Annotated in this window: 12 protein-coding genes and 1 pseudogene; 10 read left to right on the top strand and 3 right to left on the bottom strand. The window is 71.5% G+C overall.

What is annotated here, in order from left to right; genetic code table 11:
* Window positions 1-10 precede the first annotated feature (10 nt).
* Both MQN93_RS06250 and MQN93_RS06245 read right to left on the bottom strand, forming a co-directional pair.
* The gene (locus MQN93_RS06250; RefSeq protein ID WP_242708660.1) at window positions 11-211 is read right to left on the bottom strand and encodes a helix-turn-helix transcriptional regulator; all 201 of its coding nucleotides are present in this window, start codon (window positions 209-211) and stop codon (window positions 11-13) included.
* Window positions 212-452: 241 nt separating this feature from the next.
* Window positions 453-1,379 carry a sugar phosphate isomerase/epimerase family protein gene (locus MQN93_RS06245; protein WP_242708659.1) on the bottom strand — a complete coding sequence of 309 codons (927 nt, stop codon included), beginning with the start codon at window positions 1,377-1,379 and terminating at the stop codon, window positions 453-455.
* Window positions 1,380-1,503: 124 nt separating this feature from the next.
* Here MQN93_RS06245 and iolC point away from each other — a divergent pair, with 124 nt between their 5' ends.
* The 5 genes and pseudogenes from iolC (at window position 1,504) to mmsA (ending at window position 7,177) form a co-directional block, all read left to right on the top strand.
* Complete coding sequence (gene iolC, locus MQN93_RS06240; protein ID WP_016435055.1) at window positions 1,504-2,454, top strand: 5-dehydro-2-deoxygluconokinase; 951 nt, start codon at window positions 1,504-1,506, stop codon at window positions 2,452-2,454.
* Between the two features lie 83 nt (window positions 2,455-2,537).
* Window positions 2,538-3,413: a Cgl0159 family (beta/alpha)8-fold protein gene (locus tag MQN93_RS06235; protein WP_037782783.1), complete on the top strand. Its 876-nt coding sequence runs from the start codon at window positions 2,538-2,540 to the stop codon at window positions 3,411-3,413.
* Window positions 3,414-3,441: 28 nt separating this feature from the next.
* A pseudogene (locus MQN93_RS06230) lies at window positions 3,442-3,684 on the top strand (5-deoxy-glucuronate isomerase); the annotation flags it as partial.
* 83 nt (window positions 3,685-3,767) lie between these two features.
* Complete coding sequence (gene iolD, locus MQN93_RS06225) at window positions 3,768-5,660, top strand: 3D-(3,5/4)-trihydroxycyclohexane-1,2-dione acylhydrolase (decyclizing) (protein WP_242708658.1); 1,893 nt, start codon at window positions 3,768-3,770, stop codon at window positions 5,658-5,660.
* Between the two features lie 14 nt (window positions 5,661-5,674).
* The gene (gene mmsA / locus MQN93_RS06220) at window positions 5,675-7,177 is read left to right on the top strand and encodes a CoA-acylating methylmalonate-semialdehyde dehydrogenase (RefSeq protein ID WP_016435059.1); all 1,503 of its coding nucleotides are present in this window, start codon (window positions 5,675-5,677) and stop codon (window positions 7,175-7,177) included.
* A gap of 76 nt (window positions 7,178-7,253) precedes the next feature.
* On the opposite strand, the gene MQN93_RS06215 is transcribed toward mmsA, so the two are convergent.
* Window positions 7,254-8,108, bottom strand: coding sequence for an SCO4651 family lipoprotein (locus MQN93_RS06215; RefSeq protein WP_242708657.1), 855 nt, complete (start codon window positions 8,106-8,108; stop codon window positions 7,254-7,256).
* A 174-nt stretch (window positions 8,109-8,282) separates the two neighbouring features.
* Between MQN93_RS06215 and MQN93_RS06210 the strand changes: the two genes are divergently transcribed.
* The 5 genes from MQN93_RS06210 to MQN93_RS06190 all read left to right on the top strand — a co-directional run bounded on the left by MQN93_RS06210 (window position 8,283) and on the right by MQN93_RS06190 (window position 16,945).
* Window positions 8,283-11,009 carry an alpha/beta fold hydrolase gene (locus tag MQN93_RS06210; RefSeq protein ID WP_242708656.1) on the top strand — a complete coding sequence of 909 codons (2,727 nt, stop codon included), beginning with the start codon at window positions 8,283-8,285 and terminating at the stop codon, window positions 11,007-11,009.
* Entirely contained in the window at window positions 11,006-11,869 is an 864-nt protein-coding gene (locus MQN93_RS06205) for an ABC transporter permease (RefSeq protein ID WP_242708655.1), read from the top strand. Before MQN93_RS06210 ends, MQN93_RS06205 begins: the two co-directional genes overlap by 4 nt.
* A gap of 147 nt (window positions 11,870-12,016) precedes the next feature.
* Entirely contained in the window at window positions 12,017-13,624 is a 1,608-nt protein-coding gene (locus tag MQN93_RS06200) for a vWA domain-containing protein (protein ID WP_242708654.1), read from the top strand.
* A gap of 87 nt (window positions 13,625-13,711) precedes the next feature.
* Window positions 13,712-15,664, top strand: a complete 1,953-nt coding sequence (locus MQN93_RS06195; RefSeq protein WP_242708653.1) for an AMP-dependent synthetase/ligase — start codon at window positions 13,712-13,714, stop codon at window positions 15,662-15,664.
* 99 nt (window positions 15,665-15,763) lie between these two features.
* On the top strand, window positions 15,764-16,945 hold the full coding sequence (locus MQN93_RS06190; protein ID WP_242708652.1) for a glycoside hydrolase family 26 protein: 1,182 nt from the start codon (window positions 15,764-15,766) through the stop codon (window positions 16,943-16,945).
* Window positions 16,946-16,953 lie beyond the last annotated feature (8 nt).

Genomic DNA, 16,953 nt, shown 5'->3' with positions numbered 1-16,953 from the left:
CACGGCGCGGTCAGTCGTCTCTTCGGCCGCGGTTTCGCGGCCGTGAGGCGACCCACGCCCGGACCGTGTCGGCGTACCAGTAGGGCTTGCCGCCCTCGACATGGTCGGGCGGCGGGAGCAGACCGTGCTTGCGGTAGGACCGCACGGTGTCCGGCTGCACCTTGATGTGCGCCGCGATCTCCTTGTAGGACCAGAGCCTTCGGTCGGTCATGGGCAGTACCTCCCTGCGCGCGCCGCGGTGGCGGCCGGGGGCGGCCGTCGGGGGGAGCCGGACGCTGCGCTGGCGATCACAAAGCCTGTGCCCGCTCAACGACCGCGCACCGAAGGAGGGCAGGGCCTGTGCGCCGGGTGTGACGCACAACCCGCGTACCCGCAACACACGTGACACGAGAGCGCCCTTTGTGACACAACCACCACAAACCCACCAGACGGCCAGGCGCCCACCGGCGACCTCACGCCCCGCAGGACCGCAGGAACGCCCGAGTCCGCTGAGCGATCGGCAACGGAGCGTCCGGCTCACACGGATACATGTCCTGCTCGACAATGGCGAACAACTCCACGCCCAACCCCTGCGCAGCCTCCAGCACAGGCTCCAGAGCAGGCGCCCCCGCAGGGGGTTCGCACATCACACCGCGAGCCACCGCCGGCCCGAACGGCGTTCCCGTGGCCCGCACATCGGCCAGGATCTCGGGATCCACCTGCTTCAGATGCAGATACCCGATCCGCTCGCCGTAGGTCTCGATCAGCTTGACGCTGTCCCCGCCGCAGTACGCGTAGTGCCCCGTGTCCAGGCACAGCGACACCACGCCGGAGTCGGTCCCGTCGAGGAACCGTACGACGTTCTCCTCGCTGTCGATGTGGGTGTCGGCGTGCGGATGGACCACGATCTGCAGCCCGTACTCCTCGCGCACCCGGCGTCCCAGCCGCTCCGTCAGGGTGTTCAGATTGCGCCATTGTTCGGGCGTCAGCGTGTCCGGCTCCAGTACCTCACCGGTCTTGTCGTCCCGCCAGAAGGACGGGATGACCACCAGGTGGGACGCTCCCATCGCCTGTGCGAGGGAGGCGTTGTCGGCGACATGGGCCCAGGTCTTCTCCCACACGGCCTCACCGTGGTGCAGACCGGTGAACACCGTCCCGGCCGACACCTTCAGGCCGCGCCGGGAAGTCTCCTCGGTGAGGACGGCCGGATCGGTCGGCAGATACCCGTACGGACCCAGTTCGATCCACTCGTAGCCGGACTCCGCGACCTCGTCGAGGAAGCGCTGCCAGGGGACCTGGCGGGGATCGTCGGGGAACCACACGCCCCAGGAGTCGGGCGCCGAGCCGACACGGATGCGGGAAAGACCGGAAGATGGTGATTGCGGTGACATCGACGTCATGGCCGCCAGAGTGCGGGTCCCGACAGGGGGTGTCAAGGTCTGGTCCGAATGTCTGGACAAAACATTGACAGGGCTCCGTGCGCGGGGCTAGAAACCGGGGGAGAGGCGCAACGAAGGGAAGCCGATGGCGTACGACCTGATCACCATGGGGCGGATCGGGGTGGACCTCTATCCGCTCCAGACCGGCGTCCCGCTGCCGCAGGTGACGAGCTTCGGCAAGTTCCTCGGCGGTTCGGCGAGCAATGTCGCGGTGGCCGCGGCCCGCCTCGGGCGCCGCACCGCGGTGATCACCCGCACCGGCGACGACCCCTTCGGCACCTACCTCCACGAGGCCCTGCAGGGCTTCGGCGTCGACGACCGCTGGGTCACCCCGGTCCCGGGCCTGCCCACGCCGGTCACCTTCTGCGAGATCTTCCCGCCGGACGACTTCCCGCTGTACTTCTACCGTCAGCCGAAGGCCCCCGACCTGGAGATCGACGCCCACGAACTCGATCTCGACGCGATCCGGGACGCCCGTATCTTCTGGGTCACCGGCACCGGCCTGAGCGAGGAGCCGAGCCGTACGGCCACGCTGGCGGCCCTCGCGCACCGGGCCAGGTCCGGCATCACGGTCTTCGACCTCGACTGGCGCCCCATGTTCTGGAGCGACCCCGCCGCGGCCCGCCCCTTCTACCAGGAAGCCCTGCGCCACACCACCGTCGCCGTCGGCAACCTCGACGAGGTGGAGGTCGCCACCGGAGTGCGCGAACCGCAGGCCGCCGCACAGGCGTTGCTCGACGCGGGCTGTGAACTCGCCGTCGTCAAACAGGGCCCCAAGGGCGTCCTCGCCGCCAGCAGCAAGGGCGAGTACGCGGAGGTGCCGCCCCTGCCGGTCACCGTGCTCAACGGCCTCGGCGCGGGCGACGCCTTCGGCGGCGCCCTGTGCGACGGACTGCTGGCGGGCCGCGACCTGGAGACGGTCATGCGGTACGCCAACGCGGCCGGCGCGATCGTCGCCTCCCGCCTGGAGTGCTCCTCCGCCATGCCGACCGCCGACGAGATCGAGACCGCCGTCCGGGCCGGAGCGGTGCTGTGAGGGCGGGCCAGGTCTCGGGCTCCCACCACGAGGGCGGCCATGAGGGAGGCCACGAGGGCGGCGGCGGTGTCGCGCACGCGCGCGTGGACGTCGCCGAACTCGTCCGCACCCGCGCCCGCCACCCCGAGGCCGTCGCGGAGGCCGCAGCCCGCCGTGCCCGCAGACCGCTGGTCGGCGACTCCGGCCGGCTGATGATCGTGGCCGCAGACCACCCGGCCCGCGGCGCGCTCGGCGTCTCGGGCCGCAGATTCGCCATGGCCAACCGCGCCGACCTGCTCGAACGCCTCTGCCTCGCCCTCTCCCGCCCCGGCGTCGACGGCGTGCTCGCCACCGCGGACATCCTCGACGACCTCCTTCTGCTCGGCGCCCTGGAGAACAAGGTCGTCATGGGCTCGATGAACCGCGGCGGCCTCCAGGGCGCCCGCTTCGAACTCGACGACCGCTTCACCGGCCACCGCCCCGAGGACATCGAGCGGCTCGGCTTCGACGCGGGCAAGTTGCTGCTGCGCATCGACTACGACGACCCCGGCTCGCTGACCACGCTGGAGTCCAGTGCCCGTGCCGTCGACGCGATGGCCGCCCGCCGGCTGCCGGTCTTCGTCGAGCCGTTCATCAGCCACCGCACGGACGAGGGGACGCTGAAGAACGACCTGTCCGCGGAGGCCGTCACCCGGTCCATCGCCATCGCCTCGGGCCTCGGCGGCACCTCGGCCTACACCTGGCTCAAGCTGCCCGTCACCGAGAACCCGGACGACATGGCCGAGGTGATGGAGACCTCGACCCTGCCCGCCGTACTGCTCGGCGGCGAGGTCGGCGACGACCAGGACGGCGCGTACGAGAAGTGGCGCGGCGCCCTCCAACTGCCCACCGTGCGGGGCCTGGTGGTCGGCCGTTCACTGCTCTACCCGGCGGACGGCGACGTGGCCGCCGCCGTGGACACCGCCGTGGGACTGCTGTGAGGGAGTGATGACCGCGGGTGTGCCGTACACCGAGGGGACCGTGCTCGTGCCGCGAGGCGGATGTACGGTACGGCGGGCCTGTGACATAACGGACGAAGAGTTTCAACTCCCGGGTGGGGTAAGCGCATTCGCGTCGGCATGGGACTTCGCGTACGTTCCCCGTGACACCCGGCCCCAGATCGCCTCCGGCGCGGCAGGCCGCTTCGCCCTGGCAGGAGCGAAGTGCGAGCGACGACTCCCCGCCCGCTACGGCCCCGCGCCGGAGGTCCCGAACGGCTACGGCCGCAGGCGCGTATTCCCCTGGCGTGAAAGCGGAACCGACGGCTTTCACCCGGAGCACACGGAGGGATACCGATGACGGAGCGGACCTCGACGACGAGGCTGACGGTCGCACAGGCGCTGGTGCGCTTCCTCGCCGCCCAGTACACCGAGCGGGACGGCGCCCGGCAGCGGCTGATCGGCGCGACCTGGGGCATCTTCGGCCACGGCAACGTGGCGGGCATCGGCCAGGCGCTCGTCGAGTACGCCGACGTCATGCCGTACCACCAGGGCCGCAACGAACAGGCCATGGTGCACGCGGCGGTGGGCTATGCCCGCCAGTCGAACCGCCTGTCCACGCACGCGGTGACCACCTCCATCGGTCCGGGCGCCACCAACCTCGTCACGGGCGCCGCCCTCGCCACCATCAACCACCTCCCGGTCCTGCTCCTGCCCGGCGACGTCTTCGCCGCCCGCACCGCCGACCCCGTCCTGCAGCAGCTCGAAGTGCCGTACGCGGGCGACGTGTCGGTCAACGACAGCCTGCGCCCGGTGTCGAGGTACTTCGACCGCGTCACCCGCCCCGAACAGCTCATACCGGCGGCCCTGGCGGCCATGCGGGTCCTCACCGACCCCGTCGAGACCGGCGCCGTGACCCTGGCCCTTCCGCAGGACGTCCAGGCGGAGGCGTACGACTGGCCCGAGGACTTCTTCGCCGAGCGGACCTGGGTGATCCGCCGCCCGGGCGCCGACCCGACCGAACTCGCCGAGGCCGTACGGGCGATCAGGGCCGCACGCAGGCCGCTGGTCGTCGCGGGCGGCGGCGTCCACCACAGCCGCGCCGAGGAGGCCCTCGCCGAGTTCGCGGCCGCCACCGGCATCCCGGTCGCCTCCACCCAGGCCGGCAAGGGCTCGCTGCGCTGGGACCACCCCCAGGACGTCGGCGGCATCGGCCACACCGGCACGGCCACGGCCGACGAACTCGCCCGCACCGCCGACCTGGTGATCGGCGTCGGCACCCGCTACACCGACTTCACCACCGCCTCCGGCACCCTCTTCACCGGCGAGGACGTCCGCTTCCTCAACCTCAACATCGCGCCCTACGACGGCCACAAGCTCGCCGGGCTGCCGCTGATCGCGGACGCCCGCAGCGGACTGCAGGAGCTGACGGCGGCTCTGGACATGCACGCGCACCGGGTCAGCGGCTCCTACGTCACCGAGTACACCGAGGACAAGGAGCGCTGGGAGCAGCGCGTCGACGCCTGCTACGAGGCCGACGAGCCGGACATGCGGCCCACCCAGCCGCAGGTGCTCGGCGCCCTGGACGCGATAGTGGACGACACGGACGTGATCATCAACGCGGCCGGCTCCCTCCCGGGCGACCTGCACAAGCTGTGGCGGGCGCGCTCGCGGGACCAGTACCACCTGGAGTACGGCTACTCCTGCATGGGCTACGAGATCCCGGCCTCGATCGGCGTGAAGATGGCCGCGCCCGACCGCCCGGTGTGGGCGCTGGTCGGCGACGGCACGTATCTGATGATGCCGACGGAGATCGTGACCGCCGTACAGGAAGGCGTCGCCATCAAGGTGCTGCTGGTGCAGAACCACGGGTACGCGTCCATCGGCGGCCTGTCGGAGTCGGTGGGCGGCGAGCGGTTCGGCACCGCCTACCGCTACCCGGCGGACGACGGCACCTACACGGGGGCGCGACTGCCCGTCGACCTCGCCGCCAACGCCGCGAGCCTCGGCATGCGCGTCCTGCGCGCCAAGACCGTCGGCGATCTGCACGAGGCGCTCGCCGAGGCCCGCGCCGCGGACACTCCCACATGTGTCTACGTCGAGACCGAAACGGCCGACACTGTGTCGGGCCCGCCGCCCGCCCAGGCCTGGTGGGATGTACCTGTGGCCGAGACCGCGACCCGACCGTCCGCGGTGAAGGCCCGAGAGCTGTACGAACGGCACGTCTCCACCCGACGCCGCCATCTGTGAAGGAGAAACCGGGCATGACGAAGATCGTCAACCACTGGATCGGCGGCAAGACCGTCGAAGGCGCGTCGGGTACGTACGGGCCGGTCACCGACCCGGCGACCGGCGCGGTCACCACCAAGGTCGCGTTCGCGACGGTCGACGAGGTCGACGCGGCGGTCGCGGCCGCCAAGGACGCCTACCTGAGCTGGGGTCAGTCCTCGCTGGCCAGGCGCACCGAGATCCTGTTCAAGTTCCGGGCGCTGCTGGACGCCAACCGGGACGCGATCGCCGAGCTGATCACCGCCGAGCACGGCAAGGTGCACTCCGACGCGCTCGGCGAGGTGGCCCGCGGCCTGGAGATCGTGGACCTCGCCTGCGGGATCAGCGTGCAGCTGAAGGGCGAGCTGTCCACCCAGGTCGCCACCCGCGTGGACGTCTCCTCGATCCGCCAGCCGCTCGGTGTGGTCGCCGGCATCACGCCGTTCAACTTCCCGGCGATGGTGCCGATGTGGATGTTCCCGATCGCCATCGCGTGCGGCAACACCTTCGTCCTCAAGCCGTCCGAGAAGGACCCCTCCGCCTCGCTGAAGATCGCCGAACTGCTCGCCGAGGCCGGTCTGCCCGACGGTGTCTTCAACGTCGTCCAGGGCGACAAGGTGGCCGTCGACCGCCTCCTGGAGCACCCGGACGTCAAGGCCGTCTCCTTCGTCGGCTCCACCCCGATCGCCCGCTACATCCACACCACCGCCTCCGCGCACGGCAAGCGCGTGCAGGCGCTGGGCGGCGCCAAGAACCACATGCTGGTGCTGCCCGACGCCGACCTGGACGCGGCCGCCGACGCCGCCGTCTCCGCCGCCTACGGCTCCGCCGGCGAGCGCTGCATGGCCATCTCCGCGGTGGTCGCGGTCGGCGCCATCGGCGACGAACTCGTCGCGAAGATCCGTGAGCGCGCAGAGAAGATCAAGATCGGTCCGGGCACCGACCCCACCAGCGAGATGGGCCCGCTGATCACCGCCGCGCACCGCGACAAGGTCGCCTCCTACGTCACCGGCGCGGCCGCCGAGGGCTGCGAGGTCGTGCTGGACGGCACCGGCCACACCGTGGAGGGCTACGAGGACGGCCACTGGATCGGCCTGTCCCTGCTCGACAAGGTGCCCACCACCGCCAAGGCCTACCAGGACGAGATCTTCGGCCCCGTCCTGACCGTGCTCCGCGTGGACACCTACGAGGAGGGCGTCACCCTCATCAACAACTCGCCGTTCGGCAACGGCACCGCGATCTTCACCCGGGACGGCGGCGCCGCCCGCCGCTTCCAGCTGGAGGTCGAGGCCGGCATGGTCGGCGTCAACGTCCCGATCCCGGTTCCCGTCGGCTACCACAGCTTCGGCGGCTGGAAGGACTCCCTCTTCGGCGACCACCACATCTACGGCAACGACGGCACGCACTTCTACACCCGCGGCAAGGTCGTCACCACCCGCTGGCCCGACCCGGCCGACGCCCCCGCGGGCGTCGACCTCGGGTTCCCCCGCAACCACTGAGGGCGCAGGGGCCGTACGGTGCCCCGCTCCTCCCGGTCGTAGGCCGGTGAGGGGCGGGGCACCGCCGTGTCCGGGCTCAGCCCTGCTGCTCCGGGGACTGCTCCCGGGACTTCTTGATCTCGTCGGTGAGGTCGCCGGTCTGCGCGGCCGGCGGAGCCTTCACCGGGGCCGTGGCGCCGAACTTCTGGAAGTCCATGGTGACCTTCACCGCGCCGATCCGCTGCTGCAGACGGACCGGCAGGTCGTTGCCGCCCACCCAGATGTCCATGGTCATCGAGTCGGCGCCGCCGGTCACCGCGCTCATGGCGTTGTCACCGTCGTAGGCCTCCTTGAACTTGCCCATGTGCGCCTTGTCGACGACGGCGCGGTAGTGCGTCGTGCGCTGCCCGTCGACGGTCTCCTTGCCGAGGTCGTCGACGTCGTTCGCGTACTTCAGGGCCCGCATCGAGTCCGCCGGATTGCCGCCCCCGCTGCTGCTGCCGCTGAAGGCCTGGGAGCCCTTGTCGCCGAAGATCGCCGAGGAGTCGATCTTCATCCACTCCTTGCCCTGGAGCGGGCCGGCGGGCTGCGGGTCGACGTCGTAGTAGTAGGCGCCGTCCACGAACAGCACCCGGGTCGTGGGGCTGTCCTGCAGCTGCTGCATCTGCGCGGCCCGCGTGTCCATCTCGGCGTCGAAGGCCAGTCCGTCGCCCCACGAGTAGGTGCCGTCCATGGCGATCGGGGTGCCCGTGCCGAGGTCGGTGCTGACCTTGACCTCGGCCGAGCCGAGCTGCTCGGTGCGGTCGGTGGCCCGCGACAGTACGGCCATGATCCTGTCCGCGTGGTCCACGGCCTTGGCCGCGGTTCTCGCGCCGTCCGTGCCGCACCCGGACACGGCGATCGCCGCCGCTGCCGTGAACCCCACCCAGGCAGCGGTGTGCTTCGACTTCATGAGTCCCCACCCAATGCTTCTCTGTGATTCTGTTGTGAATCTCCGTGATCGCCGACTCTAGCGGGACCCACCGACAGGCCCGGATGCCCGTACACCAACCGCGGTACGCCGTCCGGCGAAGGTTCACCCCACGGTCTGCTTCAACTGTCAGTGAGCCCCCGTACGGTTGATGGCATGGATCTTCGACTGCCCCGTCTGCGGGGGCTCCTGCGAAGGCCCCGCAGGGCACTCGCCGCCGGGGCCGCCGTCGTCGTACTCGCAGGTGCGGGCACCTGGACGGCCGTCGCCTCGGACGACAAGCCCCCGGTGCGCGAGACCGACCGCGTCATGGCCGTCGACGGTGTGCGCATCGACACCTCGTACTTCACGTCCGGCCCCGCCGGCCGCAGACCTGCTGTGTTGCTGGCCCACGGGTTCGGCGGCAGCAAGCAGGACGTACGGCAGCAGGCGCAGGACCTCGCCAGGGACGGCTATGCGGTGCTGACCTGGTCCGCCCGCGGCTTCGGCAGGTCCACCGGCAAAATCGGGCTGAACGACCCCAAGGGCGAGGTCGCCGACGTCTCCCGGCTCATCGACTGGCTGGCGAAGCAGCCCCAGGTGCAGCTCGACAAGCCGGGCGACCCGCGCGTGGGCGTCGCCGGCGCCTCGTACGGCGGCGCGATCTCCCTGCTGGCCGCGGGATACGACCACCGGGTGGACGCCATCGCCCCGGCGATCACGTACTGGAACCTGGCGGACGCCCTCTTCCCCGACGACGTGTTCAAGAAGCTGTGGGCCGGGATCTTCGTCAACTCCGGCGGCGGGTGCGAGAAGTTCGAGCCCGACCTATGCCGGATGTACGAACGGGTCGCGCAGTCGGGCACGCCGGACGCGCAGGCGCGCGCCCTGCTCGCCGCCCGTTCCCCGTCCGCCGTCGCCGACCGCATCAAGGTCCCGATGCTCCTGGTGCAGGGGCAGACCGACTCCCTCTTCCCGCTCGGCCAGGCCGACGCCGCCGCGAAGGCCATCCGCGCGAACGGCGCCCCCGTCGACGTCGACTGGATCGCCGGCGGGCACGACGGCGGTGACATGGAGACCGGCCGCGTCCAGTCACGCGTGCGTGCCTGGTTCGACCGCTACCTCAAGGACGACAAGGGCACCGACACCGGCCCGGCCTTCCGCATCAGCCGCACCGGCGGCGTCGACTCCACGACCGGCGCGGCCCTGCTGCGCGGAGCGAGCGACGACCGCTACCCGGGCCTGGAGAGCGGGCAGCGCGCGCTGCCGCTCAGGGGCGGGGAGCAGCGCTTCGCCAACCCGGCCGGCGCCAGTCCGCCCGCCGTCTCCGCCCTGCCCGGCCTCGGCGGCTCCGGCGGACTCGCCCAGCTGTCCTCGCTCGGCGTCGGCGTCTCGCTCGACTTCCCCGGCCAGTACGCGCAGTTCGAGTCCGCGCCCGTCTCCCGCAGCCTGCGGATCACCGGGTCGCCGAAGGTCACCGTCCATGTGACATCGACGAGCGACGACGCCGTGCTCTTCGGGAAGGTCTACGACGTCTCACCCGGCGGCGGAACCCCCGTCCTGCCCTCGCAGCTCGTGGCCCCGATCCGCGTCGAGGGCGCCAAGGCGGGCAAGGACGTGACGATCACGCTCCCGGCCGTCGACCACGAGGTCGAGCAGGGGCACCGGCTGCGCCTGGTCCTCGCCTCCACCGACCTGGGCTACGCCTCGCCGACGGCCCCGGCGACGTACACCGTCTCCGTGCGGGGCGACCTGAAGGTGCCGACGGCACCCGGCGTGACCACCGCGGCCGCCCCGCTGCCGTCCTGGGTCTGGTGGCTGCCGGTGGCCGCGGCGGTGATCGCCCCGGCGCTGCTGGTCACGGGCCGCCGCCGCACCACCGCCCCGGCCCCCGATCCCGCACTCGCCGAAGTCCCGCTCCAGATCACGGACCTGAGCAAGCGGTACGCCGGATCGGCGGACCGTTACGCGGTGCGGGACCTGTCCTTCCGCGTGGAGAAGGGCCAGGTCCTCGGCCTGCTCGGGCCGAACGGCGCGGGCAAGACCACCACCCTGCGCATGCTGATGGGCCTGATCAAGCCGGACGACGGCGAGATCCGCGTCTTCGGGCACGCGATCCGCCCCGGCGCCCCGGTCCTCTCCCGCCTCGGCGCGTTCGTGGAGGGCGCGGGATTCCTCCCGCACCTGTCGGGCCGCGAGAACCTGGAGCTGTACTGGCAGGCGACGGGCCGCCCGCCCGAGGACGCCCATCTGGACGAGGCCCTGGAGATCGCGGGACTCGGCGACGCGCTCGCCCGCGCGGTGCGCACGTACTCCCAGGGCATGCGCCAGCGACTCGCCATCGCCCAGGCCATGCTCGGCCTCCCGGACCTCCTCATCCTCGACGAACCCACCAACGGCCTCGACCCGCCGCAGATCCGCGAGATGCGCGAGGTGCTGATCCGGTACGCGGCGGCGGGCCGCACGGTGATCGTCTCCAGCCACCTCCTGGCGGAGGTCGAGCAGTCCTGCACCCACCTCGTGGTCATGGACCGCGGCCGCCTCGTCCAGGCGAGCCCGGTGGCCGAGATCACCGGCTCCGGCGACACCCTCCTGGTCGGCCTGGCCACCGACATCCCGGACCCCTTGGTGGAGAAGGTGACGGCACTGCCGGACGTCGAGTCGGCGGTACGAGTGGAAGGCGGCCTACTGGTACGCCTCGCAACCCCCGGTCCGGCAGCACGTCTTGGGGGCGCGGGGAACGGCGCGACCGGCCACGACGAACCCGCGGACGAACAACCACCCCGCACCGCCCCGGCCCAGCTCCTGGTGGACCTGGTCCGCCTGGAGGTCCCGGTCACGTCAATGGGCCCCCACCGCCGCCTGGAGGACGCCTTCCTCACCCTGATCGGAGGTGAAGCATGACCACACTCGCCGAGCGCAACGAGACCGCGTCCGGCTACAAGCCGGGCCGCACCCTCCCTGTGAGGGTGGAGCTGATCCGCCAGCTCAAGCGGCGCAGAACGCTCGTCATGGGCGCGATCCTCGCCCTGCTCCCGTTCGTGCTGCTGATCGCGTTCGCGATCGGCGGCGACCCGAGCGGCCGCAACGACACGGTGACGCTGATGGACACGGCCACCTCCTCCGGGGCCAACTTCGCCGCCGTGAACCTGTTCGTGTCCGCGGGCTTCCTGCTCGTCATTCCGGTCGCCCTGTTCTGCGGGGACACGGTCGCCTCGGAGGCGAGCTGGTCCTCGCTGCGCTATCTGCTGGCCGCGCCCGTGCCCCGGGCCCGGCTGCTGTGGTCCAAGCTCGTCGTCGCGCTCGGCCTCAGCCTGGCCGCGATGATCCTGCTGCCGGTGGTGGCGCTCGCCGTCGGCACGGCCGCCTATGGCTGGGGCCCGCTGCAGATCCCCACCGGCGGCGCCCTGGACACCGGCACGGCGACGCAGCGCCTGCTGGTGGTCGTGGCGTACATCTTCGTGTCCCAACTGGTCACCGCGGGGCTGGCGTTCTGGCTCTCCACGAAGACCGACGCGCCCCTCGGCGCGGTCGGCGGCGCGGTCGGCCTGACCATCGTCGGCAACGTCCTCGACGCCGTCACCGCGCTCGGCCACTGGCGCGACTTCCTGCCCGCGCACTGGCAGTTCGCCTGGGCGGACGCCGTGCAGCCGCACCCCGAGTGGTCCGGCATGATCCAGGGCACGGCGATTTCGATAACGTACGCACTCGTCCTGTTCGCCCTGGCCTTCCGCGGTTTCGCCCGCAAGGACGTGGTGTCCTAGGTCAACGGAGGATCACCCACCGGTCTCGACCGCCCATGATCGTGGCCGTCTTGAGATCCATCCGCAACGCCCCGTGCCGCACGTTCCGTCCCCCTGCGCCGTCACAGTCACAGACACCGGCGTCAACACACCCAGGGGGCACGGAACATGGAGCGGTACCGAACACCACGGCAGGGCACACCACGCCGCCGCACCGACAGCCCGCGCGTCGGCCGCCCGCGCACCCGCCGGCTGCGCGGCGCGCTCCTCGCGCTCACGGCGGCGAGCGGGCTGCTGCTCACGGCGTGCAGTGGCAGCGACACCGGCACCAGCAGGGCTGAGGACAGTTCGCACCGCAACGGCTTCCCGGCCCCCGCCGCCCCGACGACCGGCAGCGGGCAGCAGGGCTCGGCACAGGGCAAGGGCGAGGACAGGTTCGCGAGCCCCTCCGAAGCCCCCGACCACCTCTCCACCTTCGCCCTCGACGTCGACACCGCCTCCTACGAGTACGCCCGCCGCACGCTCGCCGAGGGCGGCCGCCCCGACCCCGCCACCGTGCGCCCCGAGGAGTTCGTCAACAGCTTCCGCCAGGACTACGAGCGCCCGGACGGCAACGGCTTCTCGGTCACCGTCGACGGCGCCCGTACCGACGAGAAGGACTGGTCCCTCGTCCGCGTCGGTCTCGCGACCCGCTCCGCCGACGAGTCCGGCGAACGCCCGCCCGCCGCCCTCACCTTCGTCATCGACATCTCCGGCTCCATGTCCGAGCCCGGCCGGCTCGACCTCGCGCAGAAGTCCCTCGACACGATGACGGACCGGCTGCGCGACGACGACTCGGTCGCCGTCGTCACCTTCAGCGAGCAGGCCGAGACCGTCCTGCCGATGACCCGCCTCGGCGGCCACCGCGGCGAGATCCACGACGCGATCGACAGCCTGGAGCCCACCTACTCCACCAACCTCGGCGCGGGCGTCGAGACCGGCTACGCCACGGCCGTCGAGGGCCGCCGCGAGCACGCCACCAACCGTGTCGTCCTGATCTCCGACGCCCTCGCCAACCAGGGCGACACCGACGCCGACGCCATCCTCGACCGCATCTCCACGTCCCGCCGCGAGTACGGCATCACCCTCTTCGGCGTCGGCGTCGGCAGCGACTACGGCGACGCCCTCATGGAGCGCCTCGCCGACAAGGGCGACGGCCACACCGTCTATGTGTCGGGGGAGGACGAGGCCCGCACGGTCTTCTGCGACGAGCTCCCGCAGAACATCGAGCTGACCGCCCGCGACGCCAAGGCCCAGGTCGCCTTCGACCCCGACACGGTCGCCGACTTCCGGCTGGTCGGCTACGACGACCGCCGCGTCGCCGACGACGACTTCCGCGACGACCGCGTCGACGGCGGCGAGGTCGGCCCCGGCCACACCGTCACCGCCCTGTACGCCGTCCGCACCCGGCCCGGCTCCGACGGCCGGCTCGCCACCGCGACCGTGCGCTGGCTCGACCCCCACACCCGCGAGCCGCACGAAAGGTCCGGCGAACTGCGGACCGGTGATCTCGAAGGCTCCCTCTGGGAGGCGAGCCCCCGCTTCCAGGTCACGGCCGTGGCCGCCTACTTCGCCGACGCCCTGCGCCAGGGCGACGAGCGGTGGAGCAGCCTGCCCGGCGCCCCCGGACTCGGCGAACTCCAGGAGCGCGCGGACGGGTTGGCGAAGAGGACCGAGGACCAGGAGGTACGCCGTCTCGCCGACGCGATCGGGGCGGCCCGCAGGGGCCTCGGCTAGTACACCAGTTCAGCCGCTGCGCACCATTGACCTTTCCTTACTTGTGAGTAAGTTGACTGCCCAGTCAGAACCGACCGGGGAGCCTTCATGGGTGTACGCAAGGATCTGAAAAGGGCAAAGCGACGGACCGACCTTGCGGCCCGCACCAGGGTCGAGGTCGTCAGGGACGAGGCCGGCGTGGTGCGCGAGGCCCGCACGCCGGCCCTCGCCCCGCCCATCGCCTCGGGCAGTACCGCCGACCTCCCCCACACCAACGCCGCCGAGGCCCCCGACGCCGTGGTCCTGCGCCGCAGGCAGCACGGCGGCTGGCAGCCGGTCACCGCGGCGGCCTTCGCCCGCGAGGTCACCGCCGTGGCCAAGGGGCTGATCGCGGCGGGCCTCGAACCGGGCGGCCGGGTCGCCGTGATGTCCCGTACCCGCTACGAGTGGACGGTCCTGGACTTCGCGATCTGGGCCGCGGGCGGCCAGAGCGTGCCGATCTACGCCACCTCGTCGGCCGAGCAGGTGGAGTGGATCGTCCGTGACTCCGGTGCCCGCTTCGTCGTCGCCGAGACCGCCGAGAACGCCGCCACGGTGACCACGGGCACGGCCCGGCACGAACGGCCGCCCCGCATCTGGCAGTTGGTCCCCGCCTCGGCCGCCGACGGGGAGGGCGCGCTCGCCGAACTCACCGCGCTCGGGCGCGACGTGCCCGACGAGGAGGTCACCAAGCGCCGCACCGCCCTCACCCCCGCCACCACCGCGACGATCTGCTACACCTCGGGCACCACCGGAAAACCCAAGGGCTGCGTGCTCACCCACGCCAATCTGCACGCCGAGGCCGCCAACACGGTCGAGCTGCTGCACCCCATCTTCAAGGAGGTCACCGGCCAGGTCGCCTCGACCCTCCTGTTCCTCCCCCTCGCCCACATCCTCGGCCGCACCCTGCAGATCGCCTGTCTGATGGCCCGTATCGAGATAGGCCACTGCCCGAGCATCAAGCCCGACGAACTGCGCCCGGCCCTCAAGGAGTTCCGCCCGACGTTCCTCGTCGGCGTCCCGTACCTCTTCGAAAAGATCCACGACACCGGCCGCGCCACCGCCGAGAAGATCGGCCGCGGCGCCTCCTTCGACCGCGCGGACCGCATCGGCGTCCGCTTCGGGGAGGCGTATCTGAACAAGTTCCTGGAGACGGGCAAGGGCCCGGGCCCCGGCCTCTACGCCGCCTGGGCCCTGTACGACCTGCTGGTCTACCGCCGCGTCCGCAAGGAGCTCGGCGGCCGCATGCGCTACGCCATCAGCGGCGGCTCCCCGCTCGACCGCGACCTCAACCTGTTCTTCTACGCCGCCGGGATCATCGTCTACGAGGGCTACGGCCTGACCGAGACCACCGCCGCGGCCACCATCGTCCCGCCGCTGAAGCCCCGCCCCGGCACCGTCGGCCCCCCGGTCCCCGGCACCGCGGTGCGCATCGCCGAGGACGGCGAGGTGCTCATCAAGGGCGGGGTCGTCTTCGGCTCGTACTGGAACAACCCGGCCGCCACCGACGCCGTGCTCAAGGACGAGTGGTTCGCCACCGGCGACCTCGGCACGCTCGACGAGGACGGCTATCTCGCCATCACCGGCCGCAAGAAGGACCTCCTCGTCACCTCCGGCGGCAAGAACGTCTCCCCGGCCGTCCTGGAGGACCGGCTGCGCAGCCGACCGCCGGTCGGGCAGTGCATCGTCGTCGGCGACAACCGTCCCTTCGTCGCGGCCCTGATCACCCTCGAACCCGAGGCCGTCGCCCACTGGCTGACGGTCCGCAAGCTGCCCGCGGACACCCCGATGTCCGAGGTGGTGAAGGACCCGCGGATGCGCGCGGACGTCCAGAAGGCCGTCGACCACGCCAACGCGGCCGTCTCCCGGGCGGAGTCGATCCGCGCCTTCACCCTCGTCGAGGGCGAGTTCACGGAGGACAACGGCCTGCTCACCCCGTCGTTGAAGGTCAAGAGGCATGCGGTGACGACGGCGTACGCGGACGAGATCGAGGCGCTGTACGCGGGTCACTCGCGCGGGTGACCCGTACCGTCCTGGCCACACAGTCCGACTCAAGTGGGGCAATAAAGTGATATATGACTAAGCGTCACTGTACGTAGGATATGCGGCGAAGGAGGACGAATGATCCCTCATCGCCGCCGGTCCGCGTTCGTTCGGCTGGCGCTCCTGACCGCCGGAGTGTTCACGGCGGCCTCGCTCGTCTGGGGCCCGGCCTCCTGGGACGACGACGGCCGCAACCCCGATCCGCCGCCGGTGATGCTCAAGCCGCCGGGCCCCACCCCCACCCCCGCGCCACCGGAGGCGACCGCCCCCGCGGACACGGACCGGCAGCGGCCCGCCTTCGGCGCCTTCCTCGACTCCGAGGCCGCCGGGATCGCACGGATGCAGCAGTTCAGCCGCTGGCTGGGCGGCACCGAGGTGCGCGTCGGGCACACCTATCTGCCGGGCGACGTATGGAGCAACATCGAGGGCGGGCACGGCTTCCTCGACAGCTGGGCCGAGTGGCGGCGGGCCAAGGCCGACCGGATGCTCGTGCTCAACGTCCCGCTGATGGAGCACAACGAGGCGGACGTCTCCGACACGGCCGTCAGACGGCTGCTGCGGCGCGCCGCGGCCGGTGCCTACGACGAGCACTTCCGGGTGCTGGCGCAGCGGCTGGTCGCCCTCGGCGCGACGGACACGATCCTCGTCCTCGGCTGGGAGATGAACGGCACCACGTACACCCACCGCTGCGGCCCCGACCCGGAGGACTGGAAGGAGTACTGGAGGCGCATCGTCACCGTCATGCGCTCGGTGCCCGGGCAGAAGTTCCGGTTCGACTTCACCCCCACCCGCGGCAAGGACGCGATCCCGTGGCCGGAGTGCTACCCCGGCGACGACGTCGTCGACATCGTCGGCATGGACTCCTACGACATGCCGCACGGGATGTCCTTCGACGAGCAGGTCTCCGAGCCCTACGGGCTGCAGTTCCACGTGGACTTCGCCAGGGAGCACCACAAGCCGATCTCGTATCCCGAGTGGGGCATGTTCCGCAACGGCGACGACAGCGTGTACATGCTGCGCATGCTGGACTGGATGAACGAGCACCGGCCGCTGTACAACACGCTCACCGACTACTGCCCGCACGGGGTGTGGCAGTGCACCGGCAATCCCCGGGCCTCGGCCGTGTACCGCGCGGTGATGTCCACCGTCCCGCTGCCGGAGCCGACCCCGGGACCGACGGCCTCACGGGCCTCACCGGCCTCACCGGCGGCCCCGGCCCCCGTCCGGGCACCGACGCCGCCGGCCACCGAGGCCCCCTGAGGCGGGCG

Origin of the sequence: Streptomyces spinosisporus, assembly GCF_022698145.1 — a bacterium.
Taxonomy (GTDB): domain Bacteria; phylum Actinomycetota; class Actinomycetes; order Streptomycetales; family Streptomycetaceae; genus Streptomyces; species Streptomyces spinosisporus.
Note: the sequence above shows the minus strand (reverse complement) of the source record. Positions and strands in the feature narration are given on the sequence as shown.